The organism is Longimicrobium sp. (assembly GCA_036389795.1).
Lineage (GTDB): Bacteria > Gemmatimonadota > Gemmatimonadetes > Longimicrobiales > Longimicrobiaceae > Longimicrobium.
Map to the genome: position 1 here is coordinate 1 of DASVWD010000027.1, position 21,013 is coordinate 21,013.

15 protein-coding genes, 5 tRNA genes and 1 other RNA gene are annotated in these 21,013 nt (G+C 68.9%); 6 read left to right on the top strand and 15 right to left on the bottom strand.

Features of this window, described 5'->3' with window-relative positions:
- Positions 1-258 precede the first annotated feature (258 nt).
- Positions 259-1,233, bottom strand: coding sequence for a pyridoxal-phosphate dependent enzyme (locus VF746_03330; GenBank protein ID HEX8691452.1), 975 nt, complete (start codon positions 1,231-1,233; stop codon positions 259-261).
- A gap of 69 nt (positions 1,234-1,302) precedes the next feature.
- Entirely contained in the window at positions 1,303-2,307 is a 1,005-nt protein-coding gene (locus VF746_03335) for an ornithine cyclodeaminase family protein (GenBank protein ID HEX8691453.1), read from the bottom strand.
- Between the two features lie 1,028 nt (positions 2,308-3,335).
- On the opposite strand from VF746_03335, the gene VF746_03340 reads away from it, so the two are divergent.
- Positions 3,336-4,550: a S8 family peptidase gene (locus VF746_03340; GenBank protein HEX8691454.1), complete on the top strand. Its 1,215-nt coding sequence runs from the start codon at positions 3,336-3,338 to the stop codon at positions 4,548-4,550.
- Between the two features lie 842 nt (positions 4,551-5,392).
- Here VF746_03340 and VF746_03345 read toward each other — a convergent pair.
- The 4 genes from VF746_03345 to VF746_03360 are packed head-to-tail and all read right to left on the bottom strand — an operon-like array spanning position 5,393 to position 10,000.
- Entirely contained in the window at positions 5,393-6,535 is a 1,143-nt protein-coding gene (locus tag VF746_03345) for a hypothetical protein (GenBank protein HEX8691455.1), read from the bottom strand.
- 52 nt (positions 6,536-6,587) lie between these two features.
- A complete protein-coding gene (locus VF746_03350) occupies positions 6,588-7,331 on the bottom strand; it encodes a hypothetical protein (protein ID HEX8691456.1) in 744 nt (247 codons plus the stop codon).
- On the bottom strand, positions 7,328-7,852 hold the full coding sequence (locus VF746_03355; protein HEX8691457.1) for a hypothetical protein: 525 nt from the start codon (positions 7,850-7,852) through the stop codon (positions 7,328-7,330). The genes VF746_03350 and VF746_03355 overlap by 4 nt, the downstream gene beginning before the upstream one ends.
- A 36-nt stretch (positions 7,853-7,888) precedes the next feature.
- The gene (locus VF746_03360; protein HEX8691458.1) at positions 7,889-10,000 is read right to left on the bottom strand and encodes a hypothetical protein; all 2,112 of its coding nucleotides are present in this window, start codon (positions 9,998-10,000) and stop codon (positions 7,889-7,891) included.
- A gap of 343 nt (positions 10,001-10,343) precedes the next feature.
- Between VF746_03360 and VF746_03365 the strand changes: the two genes are divergently transcribed.
- From VF746_03365 to VF746_03380, 4 genes are all read left to right on the top strand, one after another.
- Complete coding sequence (locus VF746_03365; GenBank protein HEX8691459.1) at positions 10,344-13,217, top strand: protein kinase; 2,874 nt, start codon at positions 10,344-10,346, stop codon at positions 13,215-13,217.
- A 170-nt stretch (positions 13,218-13,387) separates the two neighbouring features.
- The gene (locus VF746_03370) at positions 13,388-13,870 is read left to right on the top strand and encodes a hypothetical protein (protein ID HEX8691460.1); all 483 of its coding nucleotides are present in this window, start codon (positions 13,388-13,390) and stop codon (positions 13,868-13,870) included.
- Between the two features lie 85 nt (positions 13,871-13,955).
- The gene (locus VF746_03375; protein HEX8691461.1) at positions 13,956-15,080 is read left to right on the top strand and encodes a hypothetical protein; all 1,125 of its coding nucleotides are present in this window, start codon (positions 13,956-13,958) and stop codon (positions 15,078-15,080) included.
- 108 nt (positions 15,081-15,188) lie between these two features.
- The gene (locus VF746_03380) at positions 15,189-15,761 is read left to right on the top strand and encodes a hypothetical protein (GenBank protein ID HEX8691462.1); all 573 of its coding nucleotides are present in this window, start codon (positions 15,189-15,191) and stop codon (positions 15,759-15,761) included.
- A 50-nt stretch (positions 15,762-15,811) separates the two neighbouring features.
- Here the strand turns inward: VF746_03380 and VF746_03385 are convergent, their stop codons facing one another.
- Positions 15,812-17,350, bottom strand: coding sequence for a protein kinase (locus tag VF746_03385; GenBank protein HEX8691463.1), 1,539 nt, complete (start codon positions 17,348-17,350; stop codon positions 15,812-15,814).
- A 157-nt stretch (positions 17,351-17,507) separates the two neighbouring features.
- Between VF746_03385 and VF746_03390 the strand changes: the two genes are divergently transcribed.
- The gene (locus VF746_03390) at positions 17,508-18,167 is read left to right on the top strand and encodes a helix-turn-helix transcriptional regulator (protein ID HEX8691464.1); all 660 of its coding nucleotides are present in this window, start codon (positions 17,508-17,510) and stop codon (positions 18,165-18,167) included.
- Positions 18,168-18,351: 184 nt separating this feature from the next.
- On the opposite strand, the gene VF746_03395 is transcribed toward VF746_03390, so the two are convergent.
- From VF746_03395 to VF746_03430, 8 genes are all read right to left on the bottom strand, one after another.
- Positions 18,352-19,032, bottom strand: coding sequence for a VTT domain-containing protein (locus VF746_03395; GenBank protein HEX8691465.1), 681 nt, complete (start codon positions 19,030-19,032; stop codon positions 18,352-18,354).
- A gap of 239 nt (positions 19,033-19,271) precedes the next feature.
- Complete coding sequence (locus VF746_03400; protein HEX8691466.1) at positions 19,272-19,475, bottom strand: hypothetical protein; 204 nt, start codon at positions 19,473-19,475, stop codon at positions 19,272-19,274.
- A 159-nt stretch (positions 19,476-19,634) separates the two neighbouring features.
- Positions 19,635-19,708: transfer RNA gene (locus VF746_03405), tRNA-Arg, on the bottom strand.
- A gap of 12 nt (positions 19,709-19,720) precedes the next feature.
- Positions 19,721-20,111: RNase P RNA component class A (gene rnpB, locus VF746_03410), an RNA gene on the bottom strand.
- A gap of 18 nt (positions 20,112-20,129) precedes the next feature.
- Positions 20,130-20,213: transfer RNA gene (locus VF746_03415), tRNA-Leu, on the bottom strand.
- Between the two features lie 26 nt (positions 20,214-20,239).
- A tRNA-Leu gene (locus tag VF746_03420) sits at positions 20,240-20,323 on the bottom strand.
- A gap of 65 nt (positions 20,324-20,388) precedes the next feature.
- A tRNA-Arg gene (locus VF746_03425) sits at positions 20,389-20,462 on the bottom strand.
- Positions 20,463-20,502: 40 nt separating this feature from the next.
- Positions 20,503-20,575, bottom strand: a tRNA-Lys gene (locus tag VF746_03430).
- Positions 20,576-21,013: the final 438 nt, after the last annotated feature.

The following is a 21,013-nucleotide window of genomic DNA, read 5'->3' on the forward strand; positions in this document are numbered from 1 at the left end:
CAACCAGGAATGTCATCCTGAAGGAGCCCCAGCGACTGAAGGATCTGCGGGTGGGTCGTGAGCGTCAGCCGGACTCACGCTCGCATTCAACCCGCAGATCCTTCGGGTCGCTTTAGGCTCCCCTCAGGATGACATTCCACGTTTCAAGTAAATGCACACTGAATCGACAGATTTGGTATCAGGAGCTCTCGGGTGACACGGCCCAGCCGCCGAATGCCCCTCGGCGGACGGTCGTTCCCGCGGCCGCCGCGGGCGCTTCTACGGCAGCTCGCCCACGAGGATCCGGGCGAGCTTCGCCGGGTCGATGTTGCCGCCCGAGACGACGCACACCACCCGCCGCGCGTCCGCGGCACCCTTGAGCGCCGCGGCGACGGAAGCGGCGCCCGCCCCCTCCGCCACCACGTGGGTCCGCTCGACCAGCAGCCGGATCGCGGCCGCGACCTCTTCGAGCGAGACGGCCAGCGCACCCGCCAGCAGCGTGCTCGCCAGCGGCCAGATCTCGGCGAGCACGCTCTTCCCCCCGATGCCGTCCACGAAGCTGGCGACGTACTCGCACGCCGCCGCCCGCCCCTCCGCCAGCGAGGCGCGCAGCGGCGCGGCCGTCTCCACCTCGCAGGCGTACACCTTCGCCTCGGGCCGCAGCGCGCGGGCAGCCGCCGCGATCCCCACCGACAGCCCGCCTCCGCCGTAGGGGACCAGGACCGCGTCGGCGTCCGGCAGGTCCTCGAGGATCTCGAGCGCGACGGTGCCGTTGCCAGCCATCACCGCCCGGTCCGACACCGGGTGCACGAAGACCCCCTCGATCCCGGGGTACTCGTGCTCCACCAGCACCTGCCACCAGCGGTCGAACGGGACCTTCACCATGCGGCCGCCGAGGCGCTCGACGGCCGCCAGCTTGGTCTGCGGGGCGTGATCGGGAACCACCACCGTGCAGGGCACGCCGAACTCGCGCGCCAGCCATGCCACGCCCTGCGCCATGTTGCCGGCGCTGGCGGTGTAGACGCCGCGCCGCAGCAGGTCGCGCGGCGCGCTGAGCATCACGTTGGCGGCGCCGCGCAGCTTGAACGAGCCGATCGGCTGCAGGTTCTCGAGCTTCAGCCACACCTCGGGGGCGCCGGCCGGGAGGTGGAGCCGCACCAGCGGCGTGCGCAGCGCCACCCCTCGCAGCCGCCGCGCCGCGTCGCGCACCTCGTCGAGGGTGGGGGCGGAGAGTTCGCGGACCCCTGCCGGCATGCTGCCTCCGTGAAGGTTCGAAACGTCGGGATGTCGCCGTGCCGCGGCGTGCGCGCGCCGCCGTCTTCGTCAGTCGCCGCGCCGCTCGCCACCCAGCTCGAGGCGTGTCCCGGTGCCGTCGGCGGTCGCCCGCGCGAAGACCAGGCGTGCGGCCGCGAGGTCCTCCACGGCCACTCCCACGGACTCGAAGAGGGTGATCTCCTCCGGCGACCGCCGCCCCGGGTCGCCGCCGAGCAGGACCTCGCCGAGCTCGGCGACGATGTGGTCGTCCCCCACCACGCCCTCGTCGCGGGCCTGGAGGAAGTCGCCGGCCTCGGCCAGCGCCGACTCGCGCCGGTCCACGAAGAGCCGGGCCCGGCGCACCGCCTCGGCGTCGAGCTCGCGCGCCGCCCGCTGGCTGGCTCCCACCGCGTTCACGTGCGCTCCCGGCGCCAGCCACTCCCCGCGCAGCACCGGCTCACGGGACGAGGTGACGGTGCACACCAGCGAAGCACCACGCACCGCGTCTTCCGCCCGTTCGACCGGTTCCACCGCCTCGCCCAGGCGCTCGCGCGCGGTCCGGGCGAAGCTCTGCGCCCGCTCGGCGCGGCGGCTCCAGACGCGGATGCGGGCCAGCGGCCGCGCCACGCGCATCGCCTCCAGGTGCGTCAGCGCCTGCACTCCCGCCCCCAGCAGCGCGAGGTCGGCCGGGCCCTCGCGCGCCAGCGCCCGCGTCGCGACCCCCGAGGCGGCGGCGGTGCGGATGGCCGTGATGGAACTGGCGTCGAGCACCGCCAGCAGGCGGCCGTCGGCGGTATCGAAGAGCAGCACCGCCCCCTGGTGGGAGTCCAGCCGCGACCCCTCGTTCCCGGGAAAGACGGTGATCACCTTGATCCCGAGCGTCGCGGGCTCCCCGACATAGGCGGGCATCGCGCCGAACACGCCGCGGCCGTCCGGGAGCGACACGATGGTGCGGAGCGGCAGCCGCGCGTTGCCGGCGGAGAGCGCCCGCAATGCGCCGGCAACCGCCTCCATGCAGTCGGGCATCGGAAGCAGTGCCTGGACCTCTGCCTGGGAGAGTACGAGGATGTCCATGGAAGTCAGCGGGGATGGCCATCGCCGCCGGGTCGCGCGAGAGCGGCCCGGGCGGGTCGAAGCGGTGACCTCCCGCCCGCAAGCCAGGTACTCTCCCGCCCGCGGCTCGACTCGCTCACGGGATCATGGGAAACCGCCGAGGCGCGCATCTCTCCTCTCCTGGCTCAGCACGGCCGCATGGCGAGGGCCGGCTCGACGAGCGCACGAAAAGGCTGTCCGCCTCAACGGCAGAAAGGGGGCTGTCGCTGTCCACCCACCAGTGAAGCACCGGTACGAACGTCGCGGCGATCCAGCGAACACGAGCTCCGGTGGAGCGTAGCCCTTCCGCACAGCGCACGCCGCGCAGCGCTTTCCCGAGCTCGTTCCCGATGAGTTCGGCGACCGCGCGCCGAAGGCGCTCGTGCACCTCCCGCCCGTCCCCGTGGCCCCATGGCCCCTCGCGCGGCGACGCGATGTTTCTCGACTGCTCGAAGATCGGAAGACTGAACCAGAGAACGTCGCCGCGCGGCCGTCCTCCGCCTGCCCCCCGCCCCGACCGCGGCACGTGATGAATACAGCTGAGCAGCAGGTTCGTCCTTGCCGCCGAAGTGTGTATAGAAGGTCGATCGGCCAACGTTGGCGCGATGGCTGCCCCGCTCCGACAGCCCGTCGCAGGCAGCTACAATATTCGGCTGGTGTGGGGACGGAACAAGAAAGACGTGACCGCGCGACATTGAAGAGGAGATCGGCACGGTGCCCGCCATCGGGTTGTCCTCACGGTCGCGCGGACGACCTCCCGTCGCCTCCCGGCGGCGCTCCGGATCGCGATGGCGAGAGGCGCGGCGTCGAGGCGAGGAGCTCGCGGGGTGCACCGGAAGAGGGCGGTGGACGTGCCGGGTGCACTCTCCGGCGCCAGCCGCCATGCGGCGGAACGGAAGCCAAGGATAGGACGGACAAGGGGTTACGGGATCTCGGGCACACGGTCCCGCTCGTGCTCCACGACCGGCGTCCGGTCCGGACTCCTCCACCCCTCTGCCGGAGACACTCCCATGCGCCGTCCCTGTCTTCTCCTCGTCTTTCCCGTCTTGCTGGCGGCCTGCCAGGACGCGCCGCCGCCCTCCGCCGCCGAGCCGCGCGCGGCACCGCTGTTCTCGCACGCCGGTGCGCCGGCGGGCGCGTACGTCGTGGTGCTCCGGCGCGGCACCGACGCGCGGAGCGTCGCGGCGGCCGCCGGCGCGTCGCCGAGCCACGTCTATGCCGCCGCGCTGAGCGGCTTCGCCGCCACGCTGACGGACGCCCAGGTGAGCGCGCTGCGCCATCACCCCGACGTGGCGTTCGTGGAGGCGGACGCGCCGGGGCGCATCGCCACGACCCAGAGCAACGCCACCTGGGGGCTGGACCGCATCGACCAGCGCGACCTCCCGCTCAGCACCACCTACACCTACACGGCGACGGGCGCGACGGTGAACGTCTACGTGCTGGACACCGGCATCCGCAGGACGCACGTGGAGTTCGCCCCCGCCGGCCGCGCCGCGTACATCCCCAACGGCAGCAACGGCGACTTCGTGGGAGACAAGCAAGGGAGGCAGTTCGGCGCGCTGGATTGCAACGGCCACGGAACGCAGGTGGCGGGCGTCGCCGGCGGGGTGACGTGGGGCGTGGCCAAGCAGGTGAAGCTCTGGGCCGGCCGGGTGATGAACTGCTCCGGCGGCGGGAGGGCTTCGTACGCCCTCGCCGCCATCGACTGGCTCACGGCGAACGCCGTCCGCCCCGCGGTGGTGAACATGAGCCTGCGCTACGGCGACGTGCAGTCGGTCCGGGCCGCGGTGGACGCCTCGGTGGCGGCCGGCCTGAACTACGTCGTGGCGGCGGGCAACGGAGGCGACGGGAACGTACCGATCGACGCCTGCACGGAAGCCCCGGCGGGCGCCGCGAACGCAATCACCGTGGGCGCCACGGACCGGAACGACGTGGAAGGCTTCTTCTCCAACTACGGCCCGTGCGTGGACCTGCTCGCCCCCGGCGTGGACATCACCACCGCCGACGATGACAGCGACACCGACCAGGTGACCACCCTCGGCACCTCGGTGGCGGCGCCGTACGCGACGGGGGTCGCGGCCCTGTACCTCCAGGCGAATCCCTCGGCGACCCCGGCCCAGGTGCGCGCCGCCCTGACGGCGGCCGCCACGCCCGGCCGCATCACCTTCCACGCGCAGAGCACCGCCGGCGGCACCCCCAACCTCCTCCTCTTCACCAGCTACTGATCACGGCTCCGCCTGGAGAGCTGGCTGATCGACGGTGGAAGAAATACCTCGCGCAGAGCAGCAGAGTCGGCGGGGAACGGCAGCTTCTCCGCTGACTCTGCTGCTCTGCGCGAGATCTTTCCCGGCTTCGAGTACCGCCCCCGGGCGCGTCCTCCGGGACATCGGCGCCGACCCGCCCCCGCGCCGGACGAGCCGTTCATCACCGGCCGCAGCCGGCCCCGCAGCCGGCCCGCGCGCGTCCGGGCCGCACGCAGGCAGGGTCCAGTCGTCGAGCGTTTCCGTGGGCGCCGCCTGAGCATACCAGCCTGCGGGCTATCGTAAGAGGTACAGGATCAGCGAAGTTCTCCGCCAGAATCGACGTTGAGGCAGCCTGAACGCAGAAACCCCGCGCCGCTGCGGGTGCAGCGACGCGGGGCTGAGTCTTTAGTGCGCCCGACAGGATTCGAACCTGTGACCTTCGGCTCCGGAGGCCGGAGGTGTCGCAACGGCGCCCGCCCATGGGCGGAAAACCCGCGGTTTTCCTACAATTTCCGTAACAGGGCGTCACCCGGCGCACCGCGTTAGGTGCTGGAAATTGTGAAAGAAATTGTGAAAAGACTGCCTGAGGCGCAAGTGAAAGTAGCCTGTCCTGAGGGAAGACGATGTGAGTTCGCGAGCAACTGCGGTCCCGTGTGCAGAAGGACGTTTCCGTTCCGAGTGTCACCGCGACGCTCATATCGTGAGCCCTCCTTTCGAACTGCTCACCAAGTCGGGTCGACTCTGACCGCCGATAGAGCGATGAGTAGCATTCTGACGCACCGCCCCGCCTTTCTCCCATAAGGACGCCTACGCCCTGCGCGACGTTACGGAAGGTGCCACCGGTCGATGCGTGCCGTTGTCCGCTCCGTCATCGCCGCCTTGAGAGTCCTTTCGGCGTGGGCCCGTGCAGCCTCATCAACCACGTCTCCGGTCATCCCATGAATGGTTCGGCAGGCATATATGAACAGCGCTACAACGGCCCCGACAACGATGAAATCTGTTGCTATGTAGATGCTGTACGGCAGGACTAACGCTTCGTACGCCTCGCGCACCAGCATTCCGAGTGTGGCCAGTTGCGAAAACGCGGCGCCCAGCGTAACGACCAGAACAAAGGCCAGCGGCAGGCGAACCGTGAGAGGGGAGCGGGTCTCGACGGCCAGGAAGGCGTAGATGGCGGAAGCGAGGAGCACGATGCCGGAGAGGAGCGCGGCGAGGCTCCCGTACTGCGCGCGCGTCATGTGGTGAAAGAGCGCGGTCGGCGCGGCGAGGCCGGAGAATGCGACCAATGCACTCCCGACGACGGTCAGGTTGCTCGCCCATGATTCGCGGTTCCACGGCAGCGGGGCGGCCGCCGATGGCGGGTTCTTCCACGGCCAAGCGAAGAGCACGGCAAGGAGGCCAAGGAGGAAACCGGCCATCAGCAGCCCGGTCATCAACGGCGGCGCTTCGGCCGCCGGCGCTAGACGGATCGGACGCAACCGCACCGTGTGTGTCGCAGCGCCGTTGTCGTCTGCGACCATGGTGAGGAAGCCCTTCTCGACGCCGGCCGCGCCCGTGCCCCGGGGACGCACCCGCAGGGGCAACGCCTTCACCTCCAACGGCGGAATGGTCTCGGCGGCGGGCAACAGCTCGAAGGACCCGTCGCGCCCCGAAGCCGAGTCCCTCAAGGTGAGGTAAAAGCGCACCGTGACCGGCGACTTGTCGCTGTTGGCCACGAAGACCAGCATTTCCGCGTTGTCTCCCGGAGCCGGCTGCGTGACGTCGAGCACGGAGCCGTCGGTCATCGACACGTTCGGCGGCAGGATCGCGGACGAGGCGTTGGCGGGTGGCTGGGCCTGCCGCGCAGAGGATGCGCGCGCCGTGTCCACCGCCGCGTGCCCCGGTGCCCGTGAGGATGAAGCCTGCTGCCCGAGCGCGAGCGCCAGCACCGCGAGTACGGCACCGACGATGCCGCCCTGGAAACCCATTGCACCTGGCATGATGACCCCTCTCGTGAGATCGGAGCCCGCGTGGACCTAGTCAGCACGGCGGCACCACCTGCACCACCGTCGAGTCGCGCAGCACACCCGTCCGCCCGACCGCCGTGGCGACGATCACGACCGGTCCGGCATAGACGCTGTCCGCGGGCGTGAACCGGACGGAGACGCGTCCCGCCGCGTCGCTCAGCCCCGTCTCGGACGAGAACCGCCCGTGCGGCTGCGGCTCCCCCGGGGCGTGCGCCTCGAACGCCACCACGTGTCCCGCGGTCGGAACGCCCGGGTTGCGGCGCAACGCGGCCGTCACCGTGAGCGAGCCGGTAAAGCCCGACGTCACCGAAGGCTGGTCCGTGGTGACCTCGATCAGGTCGGGAAGCGCCACCACGAAGCGCACCTCGATGCGCCGCGTTCCGCCCCCGGCGGTCGCCGTGATCACAGCGGTCATCGTGTCGGGGGGAGCGGTGAGGACCGCCACCGCCGTGCGAGCGCTGTCCGCTGCAACCACCACCTCGCGCCCGCCCGGAAACGTCCCCGCCGAGGTGCGGAACGTGACGGATCGCTGGTCGCGCGCCAGGGCCGAGTCGACCACGGCGACAATCCGGACTTGCGTGGCGCCGTCGGCCGGCGCGCTCTCCGCCGCGACGAGCGATACCACGCCCGGCGACTCCTCCTTCTCCGGAGGGCCGGTGATTTCGCCCCCCGCACACCCGGCGAGCACGCCGGCCACGCTCGTGGCAAGGGCCGCGGCGAGCACGCCGGCCCTCACCGCCCGCTGCACGCTGCTCACTGGTCACCTCCGCGCTCGTCCGTGCTCCCGCCCTTCCCCTTCTTCTTCGCGGCGCCGCGCCTGCGGCGCGCGGGCACACCCGTGCCCGCGGCCGCCGCGAACGCCCCTGACGCGATCGCGTGGGACAGGACCGAGCCGCCCATGACCGGGGCGACGGCCTGGGGACAGGTGTAGGCGCTAATCCCGACTCCGCAGCCGATGGGTGGCGCCTGGAGCACGCCGTTGCTCGAGACCGACATGAGGATCTGCGCGCCCGCGAGGTCGTGCACTCCCGGCCCGCACTTGAGCTGCGTGCTGTTCACGAGCGTCATCTGCGAGTCGATCACCGGCACTTGCCGTCGCTCCACCTTGGCGCCGTTCTGGAAGAAGACGGCGCTCGTGGAGTCCACGATGATGTAGTCCACGTCGAGTTGCTGCAGGTCGCCGCTTAGGACGAGGATGTTCACGCTGAGCGTGACCGGTCCGTCCACAGTCGTGGTCGCGGGACTCGGGGTCAGGGGACCCTGGTACTGGATGGGCATGATGAAGTCCTGTCGAGAGAGGTTGCCGGTACGGAGCTACTTGCCGAAAAGACTGGTGCTCAGCCCTCCGAGGATGTCCCGGATGTCGGCGTCGAGTGTGAGTGTGACGGAGTTGAGGCGGTCGAGCCGCCGGTGCGCGGTGCCGTCAGCGTCGAACCGGTACGTGTAGACCAGCGGCACGTTGTACGACAGGCGCAGGAAATCGCCGAGCCTCGTCCCCACGCCGACCACGAGCGGAATGCCGCCCAACACGCCGGTGTACCGGTCCTTCTCCTCGAACTTCGACGTCGTCACGCCGAGGTTGAACCCGGTGCACCGCAGGTCGAGGGGACAGAACGCCGGGAGCTCGCCTCGCTTGTTGACGGGGCGCAGGAAAATGGAGACGCCGAGGTAGGGCGCGGTCTCGCGCGTGTCGTCACCGCGGAAGGCGTAGAGCACGCCGATGTCCTGTCCAACGTGCCAGCGCGCCCGCGTTTCGTAGCTCGCGCTCGACGTCGTGGCGATCCCCGCCTGCTTGAGGTCGCGCGCGACTACGCCGGATGCCACCCCCAGCACGGCCGCGTCCATCACGTCGAGCCGCTCCATCACGTTGCGGATGTTGATCCGCTGCTGCGCCGCCGCCGTGCGCGCCTGCTCGATCTTGAGCCGAGCGGTGTCGAGCTCCGCGAGCGAAACGCCGAGGCTGTCGCGCAGCGGCTTGTCGCCGGCGGCGTAGTTGACCAGGTCCCGCAGCTCGCGTAGCCGTACCAGCGTACTGTCGAGATTGTCCGCCCACGGCCGAAGGTCGGACGAAGAGGAGCGCGTCTCGATGTTCGCATTGCCCTCGGTCGGGAGCCGGGGGTTGCTGAGAGGCGTCTGCCCCCGTGCGATCGTCTCCGCCTCCGCGCAGACGCTCGCGTCGTTCGCAGGACAAGCGAGGCCGCGGAGCGCCAGGGCGACGGCCGCCGCCACCGCAATGCGCGCGGTGTCGGGCCGCGGCATTCGGCTCGCGATCCGTGTCGTGCGCGCCAGCTTCACGAGCCCCGAATCGCGCGCGAGTACGCGGACGGCCCACCCGAGCGGAATTTGACCGGCGGTGGAAGACTTCTCCCCGCACGCTCTCGGAGGTGACGGCGGCGCGGGCGACGCGCCGGCTGGCAGGGGCGGAGGAGGCGGGGGCGGCGCGGGTGTCGCCGCCATCGTGTTGAACAGCCCCGCGAAGAAGCAGCGGCTCTGGTACGCGTTCCCGATCCCGGAGAAGGCCTGGATGACATTGGCCAGCGGCGGCGCCGGCGCCAGGAGGGAACCCGGTGGCGCGACGATCGAGTCCGCCGCCGGCAGTACGGCGCTGCGCAGCGTTTGCTGCAGCCTGCGGAGCGTCATGTCGGGGAGCGCGAGGTTCCCCCCGTGGGCGTCGAAGTGGTCGCGAAGCGCCTTCCGCACGGCCGCAGCGATCTTCCCGATGAGAGCCGTGCTGTCCGTCGCCGACAACGCCTCCACCGACTCGACACAGAAGGTGAAGTCACGGTTCGGACGCAGCGGCTTGATGGCGAGCGAGAAGGTGTCTGTGGGTGTCGCATCGGTCGAGCGCGTCCACCGGGACCGGGAGAGCGACCGGATCGGCACTGCGTTCAGGCTGTCGGCGAGTGCGCTGGCGAGGGCGGTCATCGCCGCAGGATTGCTCGTCCGATGGCGCCCGAGCGTATCTGCGAAGGCCTTCTTGAGCTCCTCTCGCCCCGCCGTGTCGAACACCTCGATGGGGACGGCGGCGAGCTTGGTGTCCAAGGCGCTGATGACGGTCTCCCGCTCCAGTTGGATCAGGGTTCCCAGCTTCTCCTTCACCGCGCCGCGAATCGCCGCGCGAATCCTCGTGCGCGCGCCCAGGTCGGAGCACTCGGCCTGGGGAAGCGCGTCCGCGTCGGCGTACCAAGTCGTCACGCGCAGGAGCGGTGCGGGGGCGGCGTTGATGAGCGAGAACCGCTGGTCGAACGGCAGGACCGAGGTGAACGACGCCCCGTTCCGGTCGAACGGGATCCGCGGGTCTCGAGGCTGCGCCGACGCGGGACCCTGCGCCTGCGCCGTCAAGGCAGTCGGCGCACTTACGCCCGAGACGGCCATCGCGACAAGCGCCACGAGCAGCCCCAACATCGACAACTCTTTCCATCGCATGGCGAGCTCTCCCGGAGGTCAGGGTGATGTACTGGCCCTCCCGGGAGTGTAGGAGCCGCGCCGGACGAGCGAATGGGCGCTCCCGCCTATTTCGGCGGAGCGCCCGGATCTCAAATCTGCTGCTCTGGGTGGGGTCTGTAGTTTTCCGGATTGGTTCAGGAACGCGTATCACCGAAGTCACATTGGCGAAATTGGTTTACGGAGGGTGTGCCGCACGGAAAACTCTGGCGCCGGTCGAGGACTGGCGTAATTATGGTGCTCTCTACCGGATACAGCGGCGGCAAGTGCACCGCCTCCGGTCCCCCGCCACTCCTCCTACCTTAGCCGCCGGGAGCGTGTCCCGATGCAGGCACCGGTGGAACCTTCCCCGCCTCAGGCGCCTGAACTGCGCGACCGGCTGCAAGCTGTGCTGCGGGAGCGTTACGCGGTCGAGTGCGAACTGGGACGGGGCGGGATGGGCACCGTATTCCTGGCGCGTGATCTCAAACACGACCGTCCCGTCGCCATCAAGGTCCTCCATCCGGAGCTGGCGACCGCACTCGGCGCCAAGCGCTTTCTCACCGAAATCCGATTGGCCGCCAATCTGGCTCATCCCCATATCGTCCCGGTCTTCGAAAGCGGCGAGGCGGCCGGATTGCTGTTTTACGTGATGCAATACGTGGAAGGTGAGTCGCTGCGCGACCGCTTGGAGCGTGACGGCCCCCTGCCGGTGGAGGAGGCGGTCCGCATCGCGCTCGACGTGGCCGAGGCCCTCGCCTTCGCGCACGGACGCGAGGTAGTGCACCGCGACATCAAACCGGAGAACATCCTGCTGGCCGGGCACGGGCACGCCACGGTTGCGGACTTCGGCGTCGCACGCGCTCTCTCCACTGCCACCGACGAGCGTCTCACCGCGACGGGGCTGATCCTGGGCTCGCCTCCCTACCTGAGCCCGGAGCAGGCGGACCCGTCCGGCGTGGTAGACGGTCGCGCGGACCTATACAGCCTGGGATGTGTTCTGCACGAGATACTGGCCGGAGCGCCGCCGTTCGGAAACCGTGGGGCTCAGGCCACCCTATTCTCCCACCTGACTGAGCCGCCGCCCCCGCTGCGCTCTCTGCGTCCGGACGTGCCGCCGGCCGTGGAGGCGGCGGTGCTGCAGGCTCTCGCAAAGGAACCGGGCGAGCGCTTCTCCAGCGCAGAGGCGTTCGCGGCCGCCCTCGACGCCCGCGCCGGGGCTGCGAGGGGACCACGAGTGCCGCACTGGCGGCCAAGTCCCCGCCGCGAGCGCCGCCGACGAGCGCCGGTGGCGCTCGCGACGGGGGCGGTGCTGGCGCTGCTCGCGATCCCAGTGATCTGGCTGCTCTCCACGTCGGCGCCTACGATTCCCGGCGTGGTGGTGCTGCCGTTCGTGACGGCAGGAGCCGCCAAGAGCGCGGAACCCGGCGCGCCTCCCGACCGCTGGCTGGCCAGCTCGCTAGGGCTGCTGCCGGTGGTGCGTGTGGTAGACGCGCAGGCGGTGCTCGAGGGCGCGAAAGACTGGCGGAAGCGTCCCGTGAGGGACGTGGCGACGCGGGCCCGGCGGCGCGGCGCGCGCTACCTGGTTCTCGGCTCGGTGCTAGGGGAGCGGCTGACGGTCGAAGTGTACGCCGTGCGGGGAGTCCGGCAGATCTACACCGGCGGGGCGGTGACCGGAGAAACGCACGCCGAGGCGTTGGACCGGCTGGCGCTGGAGATCGTCCGCTCGGTCGCTGAAGCGGAAGACCTGGACTTGGGGCCGCTGGACGAGGTGGCTTCGGCCACGACATCGCTGGTGGCGCTAACCGAGGTTATCCAGGGACAACGGCTCTTCTTCCGGGGAGAAACCGACGCTGCGGTGGAGGCGTACCGCCGCGCCATCGCGGCCGACTCGGCCTTCGGTCCCGCGTACTTCCGCCTGAGCATGGCGGAGACATGGGGCCCCCGCTGGGATTACCCCGCCGCGCTCGCGGTGGCCGAAGCCGGATTGCGCAAACGGGACCGCATGGCTCCCCGCTGGGTGGACCTGCTCAGCGCGCTACGCCACTACGCGCGGCGCAGCACCGATAGCGCAGCGGTACAGTTCCAGAAAGCCGCCTCCGAAAACCCCGATCTTCCAGACGCGCTGCTGGGCTTGGGCGAGTTCCTCATCCACTCCGGCGGGTTCTTGGGAGAACGCGCCACCGTCGCGCTTCCTACCTTTCGCCGGCTGGTCGCCATTGACAGCGCCTACGCCCCCATTGCCCACCATATCGTGGAACTGGCGCTGTACGTTGACGACGAGCGTCTCGCGCGGACATACCTGCCCCGCATCTTGGACGCCGACGATGCGCGCGCGTGCGGTCTGGCGGTCGCCCTGCGCTTCGGCGGTGCCCGAGAGCGCGCGACGGCATTCGACTCCCTGCGCGTCGCGGATCTCCGGACGGTCGCAACCGTGGTCGCCTTCTTCGCGCAGGATGGCCTTAACCTCCCCTTGGCCGATTCGGTGGCGAGGCTTCTCACCCTTCCGGAGCGCAGCCCCGAAGAGCGTGCGCGCGGCGCGCGCTGGCGCTTGGCCGCGCTGGCGGGCCAGGGCCGGTGGTCCCAGGCAATCGCCGCGTGGGATTCCGCGTCTGGACGGCCGCCTTTCGATTCGTGGGTCATCCACGCTTGGCTGGCCGGGTTCCCCGCAGAAGAGCGGGCGGCGCCGATGTTTCGCTGGGCGGAGGCGGAGATCACCAGGCAGGCACCCAGCTTCGTGCCCCTCCTCCGGGGAGAGGCCGCGCGCCGGGATGCGCAAGACGCTTTGCGGGCGCTAGTGCATCGCGCCACCCTTCAGGGAGATTCCGCGGAAGCGGGCAGGCTCCTCGCAATTGTCCGCGCCACCGCTCCCACCGCCGCACCCTCCGACCCCGAGCCGGGCGCACTGCAGGCGTCGCTTAACGCGCGCCTCGCCCTGCTCGCCCGTGATACGACAGCGGCCATCATCCACCTGGAACAGGCGGTGGCGCGACTCCCATGGTCCACGACGTGGTACATGCCCTTGGCCGACGGCGCGACGCAACGGCTCTTGCTTGCCGAACTGCTGCGGGCGCGGGGGGATGCTCCGGCCGCGGATCGACAGCTGAGGTCGTTCGGCCAGGTGTGGTTACTCGGGGACGCCGTGTTCCGCGCCCGGGTGGCGAGAGCGCGCGAGGGGCCTGGGAGCATACGCGCCGGACGGCTAAGGGACCGTCGCTGACGCCGCCAAACGGATGGCCGACGGCGTGCTTCCTTCCGGCGAGATCCGGTCTGGTGGATGGACCAGCCGAAATGGGCGCATTTGCCCATGTGCGGAACACCTGGGCGCCTTACTTTGCGCTGACGCACTTCACGAGGGGATCCAGACGGTCGCGACAACGGGAGGGAGTTATGGCTAACGAAAGCACGCTGGGAGGGCTGGCGCTGGCGGCGGACGGGTCGAGCTGGCCACCGAAACTCAACGACGTGCTGGACGTCATTGAGAACCTGAAACTCGATGGGTCCGAGCAGCCTGTTGCCGAAGAAGTGGAGAAGCTGCGAGGGATCCTCATGGATATGGCGATCGGCATCGTGGAGGCCCACGTGAACCTGGAGTGCATCTTCATCGTAACCATGCCCTTCATGGACGACGTGGCGCATTCCCTCTGGGAAACAATCAAGGAGTTCAGAGAGGATTCCGCGATTGGCGCGACGGCCGGTTTCCCCGAGGTGAGACGGCAGTTCAGACTGATCAGCGCTGTCTCGCAGACGGTGACCAATGTGCGGAAGTCCCTGATCGAAGGTTCGCCCACCTTGGACCAGGCGGCGCTGAGCGCGAAGATCCTACAGCAACTCCGCGAGTTCAAGGCGAACAACCCGCCCCCGTCATCCTGACAGCGGAGTCTCAGGTGGCCCCGGGAAGCCGTTGCGAGCGGCAGCGCGCGCCCGGGGCTCCACAGGCTGAACCAGGAGAACCGTCGTGGAGCAGGAACTCTATTTTGAGAGTCCGATCGAGGGCGCTCGCGGCGTTCGTATCTTCTTCGTGATCTCGCGCACGTCCGTCACCTCGTGGGAGATCCGGAGACTGCCGGGGGTGCATTCCGTTCGGATCAGGAGGAGCCGCCACGGGATAGACCTGCGATGGGACACACCCCTCTCCCGCGGAAGCTCCATCCTCCTCGCACCCGACTTCGAGGGCGAGCCGCTGTCGGTATCGAAAGTGATGTGGTTCGATGCCGAAGGCGCCGTGCCAACGCAGGATACCCGCGCGGAAGCGCTGTCCGCCCTCGAGGCGGCAACCGACTTCATCTCGGATCCCGATCAGCATGCCCGGGCCATGTTCGTGGCCCGGGGTGCGATTGCCCAGGCGCATCCGGACCCGATGTTCCGCAGGGCAGCGGACTTCTTCTACGACCTCGATCTCAATACCAACGGAGCTCTGCTCCCCGGCGCGCCCCTCCCCCCCAGTGAGATCCGCCGACGCAGGGGCAGGATTGTCGTCATGGAAAAGCTCCTTCAGGACCGGGTGCTTCTCCGCCGGGAGTGGGCAGCCGCGAGCAAGCCCGGGCCGGCGCAAGGTCTGAAGTCGTCTCGCGCTGAGGCGATCGAGCACATCTCCGGTGTCCTGCTCGGTCTGTACCGCAAACACCTGTCGACGAGCGGCAAGCTGGACATCGATGTGGTCTGGAAGGTCTTCGGGATGTTCGCAAACGGTGAATTGCGCATCCCGGGCGCCGCACAGGACGATTGGAACAGCGAGCCGAACGGCGCGATGGTATTCGGTTTCGCCGAGTTCGCGTTCATGGCCATGGATGCCATCGAAGCGATGGAGACCATCGATCCCGCGCACCAGGCCGATCTCGATGATTGGAAGGCGATCCTTCCCAGCCACGTGGCCATCCAGCGTATCTATATGGAGGCGTACCGTCCCCCGGCCGGCACGCTCCTGACGTGGGAGGCGTACACGATCGACAACTGGTCGGAAGACCAGAAGGTCAGCGAACAGGACAAGGAGGATCTCCGCAAGGAATTTTCGGGGATGTCGGTTGAGCGACTGAAGGTCGAGGCCGGGCAGAACGCGCTTCTGGCGTTTCGAGACCAGTGACCTGTACGGCGCTGCGCCGGGGGGTATGAAATGCTCGACCGGCGTTTCGGACCAATCCAGCCGTCTGCACCCGTCCTCGCCCCCGCCTCAAGCGGGGGCGAGGACTTTTTGCGGATCCGGATTCAACTGGGCATGATGCGGCACGAACTCTGGGCCGCTCATCCCATCCGCCGCCTGGGCGGAAGGTGTTTATTGGGGCAGCAGCGCCGCGGCGCAGCGCCGCATCCCCTCACCCCCGGCTTCACCATGAGCAACCGACGAAGTTTCACATACTCCGCCATCATGATCGTTCCGCTCGCCATCGTGGTATGGCTCATCTGCGACGTGCAACAGCCGCCCCCGGAGAGGCGCGCGGTCCCGGCTGGTGCGAGTGGCCGCAGCGCGCCCGCCGCCGAGGGGGACGCGGGGCGCATGGTGCGCGGCGTCGTGGGATCGCGAGAGGTGGATGAGTGGACTCTCCGGTTCGGCACCGGAGCGGAGGCACGGATCTGGATCCAAGGCGAAGATCGGTCACGGCTGGATTGCGTCGCGCAGGACGCCGCAGGCAACCTACTGGACGCCGACGCCGACACGACCGGCCGCTGCTATCTGGCGTGGGAACCCTCGCACAGCGGCGGCTACCGGATCATGATCCGGAATGCGGGGTCGGCTCCCACCGCCTACCGGCTCGTCGCGCGGTGAGCGGACTCGCCGACGCGCCCGTCCGTCCTCCCGTCCCGCCACGGTGAGCGCTACCGCCCCACCCCCTCCGCCACGTCCGCCGCGAGCGGGCGCTCCTCGGGACGCTTGCAGAGGCACAGAGCGATCAGCTCATCCAGTTCCGCATCGACCTCCGGCCGCAGCTCCCGCACCCGCCGCGGCTCCTGCTGCGCGTGCGCGCGCATCATCTGCACCGGGGTGGCTGCGTCAAAGGGAAGGCGCCCGGTAAGCATCTCGAAGGCCACGAGCCCCAGACTGTAAACGTCCGCACGGTCAGTCACATCGTCACCGCGCAGCTGCTCGGGGCTGATGTACGCCGGGTTCCCCAGGCGCTCGCCGGGTCGGGTAAGGCGCGCCTCGTCGCGCACGGCGGCGAGGCCGAAGTCGATTAGCACCACGCGGTGGGTCTCGGGGTCGTAAACGACGTTGGCCGGGCGGACGTCGCGGTGCACCGTCCCCAAGCGGTGCGCCGCCGCGAGGCCGGCCGCGATCTGCCCGAGGTAGCGGCGGGCCTCGTCCACCGGCAGCGGACCAGCGGCGGCGAGCCGCGCCTGCAGTGATCCACCGCGGAAGTAGGGCATCACCAGGTATGGAATCCCGCCCGCTAGCCGTCCCGTGCGGTAGACGGGCGCAACGTTGGGATGCTGGATGCCGGCGGCGGCCACAGCCTCGCGCTCAAAGCGCGCGCGGGCCGTGACGTCGCCGGCCAGGAGGGGAGAGAGCACCTTCAGCGCGACCGTGCGGCGCAGCGTGCGCTCTCGCGCCAGGTACACGCGTGCGACACTACCCTCGTCGATCATCCCCAGGATCTCCAGCTCCTCATCCAGGCCCGGCAGCGTGTCCGCCGCGCCCCCGGCCGTCTCTGGTCCCCGCACGCCGGCCCCGGCACCGCCCGCCGGCGCGCGCCCGCCCTCCGGCCGCACTCCGGCGACGAGCGCGCGCGCATGGTCCTCTACCGAAGGCTCGGGGTCGACACCCAACTCGCGGCGCATCCGTTCGCTGAAGCCGGCGGCGAAGCGCACCGCCAGCAGGGGCTCCCCGGTCCGCACCAGTGCCTCCACGTACCTCATCGCCACGCGCACGCTGAACTCTTCGTACAGCACCCGGCGGCGCCAGCACTCCGCGGCGCCCACGTGGTCACCGGCGTTCTCCGCCTGCTCCGCCAGCGTCTCCAGCGCGCGCCCCACCTCGTGCCGTAGCCGGTCCTGCTCGCGCCCCACCCACTGCTCGAAGTCGGCCGCTCCCCGGACGTAGAACGCGTCTAGGAACGGGCCGCGGTAAAGCTCCACCGCCTCGCGCAGCGCCCCAGCCGCCAAGTGCTCCTGCAGGGCTCCCACGTCGGTCCAGACCTCCCGCGGGTTGAGCCGCAGCGCGTCTCCCACGCTCAGGATGGCGGACTTCCCCAGCGCGCCCCGCAGCACGAACAGCGACTCGTTCAGGATGGCGCGGGGAGACGGGTGGTCGGCCCACAGGTACCCGAGCACCTTTTCGCGCATGACCCCCGCCTCGCCAGCGACGGCGAGCAGCGCCAGGAGCGCCAGCCTGCGGGGCTGCACGGGATCGCCGGACACCTCGGCTCCGTCGCGCTCCAGCGAGACACGCCCAAGCGTATACAGCCGGACAGCCATGGAGAGAGCTTGATGAAAGATTGATTCCGGGAGGCAGAGCGTATGGACTGCCGTCGCACAAGCTAGTGCCGATGTGGAAACCACAGCAACGGAGGACCCCATGGTCAGGTTTCCGGAATCGGCAAAGCAGGGTAGTCGCGCCGCTCCCCTCGACCTCCCGTCCCGCCTGCACATTCCGGCACCGCCAGACCCGGCCCACGCGCCCAGCCTGCTTCTGGCCATCGACACGCTGGACCTACCGTTCGCCTTTTTTGGCCGCGGAGGTGACCTCCAGCATGCCAGCCCGGCGTTCCGCCACTGCCTGACGGAGGAGCCCTTTGCGGCGATGCCAGGAGAAGTCCAGCGGTTTGCCTCGGCTATATGGGGGATGGTGAACGTCCGGCGGCTGGGGCAGGTGATCGAGCGACTGGAGGAGCGATCAATCCCGCTGGCGTGCGGCGAGTGCCGCATGCAGGGCACCTATGTGGGGCTGGACCTTTTCGGTACAGGTGCGAGCGTGCTGGTAGCGGTGCGAATTCCACCGGTGGTTCCGTACTCGTGCGAACGGTTGCGCCAGCGCTTCGGGCTTACGCGAAAGCAGAGCCGGGTCGCGCGGTTGCTGGCTGAGGGGTTGCGCAACGCCGAGATCGCCAAGCGGCTATTCATCAGCCCGCACACCGCGCGGCACCACGTCGAGCAAATCCGGCTGAAGGTGGGCGGCCATACACGCGCCGCGGTCGCCGCCCGCATCCTTCAAGTAGAGACGACCACGGCGGAGTGAGCAGAGGGGAGCGGCGGATGCGCAGCGGTCCCCCGGCGGTGCCGCGGCTCCCGCCCCGATCTCACCCCGGTCCATCCCGAGCACCGATCTAGGGACGGCGGAGCCCTGCAACGAATGCGTTCCAGAGCTCCGAACAGACTAGATGCGAGTTGATTGGGGCAGTGCTGTGGGCGCAGTAAGGAATCTATTGCTGGGTGTTCTCAGTCCGATGAAGCGAATCAGGCCGGTTGCGGGAGGGCCCAAGGCTAACAAGACCTCGCCTCCCAATCCACCACGCCAGGCCAGCGACACCTAGAACCGCCCCGAATACCAGCACCGTGCTGTCCAGTCGCGCCGCCTCGGCTCCCGTGGCGGCGTAGAGCAGCGCTGCCGGAAGATTCCCGAGTACAGCAGCAGGCAGCAGTTCCCGGAAACGCATACCTGTCAGCCCAGCGGCGATGGCGACCGCTTCAGCCAGAATTGGCACCGGGCGCGAGACGATTACGGCCAGAATGCCCCAGCGCTCCACCATTGCCAGCGCCCGCATCCTTTCCGCAGCGGGGATGAACCGCTCTGCCGAGCGCGAACCCCAGCACCCGACACCCCAGCCGAGTATAGCGGCTCCTGTCGCTCCGGTCAGCGTGAGCGCCGTCCCCCCTGCAATTCCAAAAAACGCGCCATTAGCAATCATCAAAAGGCTGGAAGGAACAGGAATGAATACGTCCGCGACGAGCAAAGCGGTAATTGCCAGCGCAGTGGCAGCTCCACCGCGGCCAAGCAACGGTCCGGGGTCTTCTAGCACGGCGAGGCCCATAGCCTGGGCAATCCCGAACATAGCAAGTATGACCGCGCAGATGCCCCCAAAGGCAATGAAGTAGTATTTCACTTCTGGGACCTCAGAGGTAAACAGGGTAGCCGTCCACGGGCAAACGTGCCGGTTTGCCTTGTACCATCAAAATCAATCACCCCCGGAACTCCGGCAACTAGTACATGTCGCCCATGCCGCCACCGCAGGCGCCGCTTCTCGCGGAGATCGCTCAGGCAGAGCCCGAACAGGATGGCGGCGGTGTTCGGGTCGGCGGTGGCCGTCTTGGAGCCTTCTCCACTAGGGGCTCCTGCCTGCGCCTACCCCAGGAGGCTTAGCACGGTGTTCGGGTCCTGCGTGGCCGCCTTTTCCCCCGTCTCGACCAGCGGCTCCTGGCGGCGTCCGCCCCACGCCGCCCACGCGCCTAGCTCGGCGTAGGCGCGGCCGTTGATCCAGCGGATGTAGGCCCGCGGCTCGGCCTCGGCCCCGCGGGGTCTTCCTCTTCCTCTTATACGATCGGACATGCGGAATATCGGTTGGGCGTCACGGGGCGATACCCCAGAACACCGGCCGACAGCCCGAACGGAAATTGTGAAAGAAATTGTGAAAGCCGCGGGAAGGGCCAAAAACCAGAAAACCCCCGCGTCGCTGCAAATGCAGCAACCGCGGGGGTTTACGAACAGTGCGCCCGACAGGATTCGAACCTGTGACCTTCGGCTCCGGAGGCCGACGCTCTATCCAGCTGAGCTACGAGCGCGCGTGGTACCGAGGGTCGGGAGGCGGTGTAAGCCGAGTTCTGTGACCCGCCGCGAACGGCGGGCGAGGATCATTTCTCTGGGACCGACGTTGCCGCCGGCCTCGTGCGGCCTACCCGGAACTGTGCAGGACCCCGGGTCCTGCGCGGGGCGGGCAACCCCTCGTTCCTGCTTGGCCTTGCTCCGGGTGGGGTTTGCCGTGCCGCTGACGTTGCCGCCAGCGCGGTGCGCTCTTACCGCACCGTTTCACCCTTGCCTGTGCCCGCGTGAGCGGGCCATCGGCGGTCTGCTCTCTGTTGCACTTTCCGTCGCCTTGCGGCGCCCGGCCGTTAGCCGGCACCCTGCCCTGCGGAGCTCGGACTTTCCTCGACGCCTCGCGGCGCCGCGATCCTCACTCGCCTCCCGACCTCGATTGTCAAACAGTGCCCAGGAGAGGACTCGAACCTCCACGCCGGTTAAGGCACCAGATCCTTAGTCTGGCCTGTCTACCAGTTTCAGCACCTGGGCATCCCACAGTGCCGTGCCGCGGACAGTGCTCCCGAGAGGACTCGAACCTCCACGGGCTTGCGCCCACTAGATCCTGAATCTAGCGCGTCTACCAGTTCCGCCACAGGAGCGGCGTGTCCGCAACCGGCACCGATTGTTCGCGGCGAGCAGCCGTGGGGCCTCTCGCCGCTGAAGGCGCGCCCGGAGAGATTCGAACTCCCGGCCTTCTGATCCGTAGTCAGACGCTCTATCCAGCTGAGCTACGGGCGCGCAAGTCACACTTCAAAGCGATCCGCGCAGCCAGCGCGAATGCACCGGGAAGGAATCGAACCTTCAACCTTGGGATTAAGAGTCCCCTGCTCTGCCAGTTGAGCTACCGGTGCGTTTTGGCGAACAGGCCGAAAAACCTAACCCGGAACGCTCCCGCTGTCAATCCCGGCCCCCGGCCTACCTCGCCGGAGCCGCGCGGTCTTTCCACCGCGGACGATAAATTTATCAGCTTCGGTCCGATCACGCAAGTACACGTTCCACAATGATTTATACTGGATCGGACGAAGCGGCGGGCGGCTCAGGATCGAGGATGACGGGCATCCGCGCCGCTGCCGCGCCCGGCCCACCTGCCAGGGTGAGAAGATTCCTCGGCCCTGCGGAGATTCGTGTGAAGGCAGGTCTGGCGTGGCCGGGCCCAGACTGTGTCAAAACTGTCTCCTGCGAGGTAAATTGCTGGCGATCCCACAGCCAGCCAGGGAGCGAGCATGGGCTACATCACCGGGGTTGACCGGGATCAGCAGGTGCTGTTTCCGGAGACGCTGGATGAATAC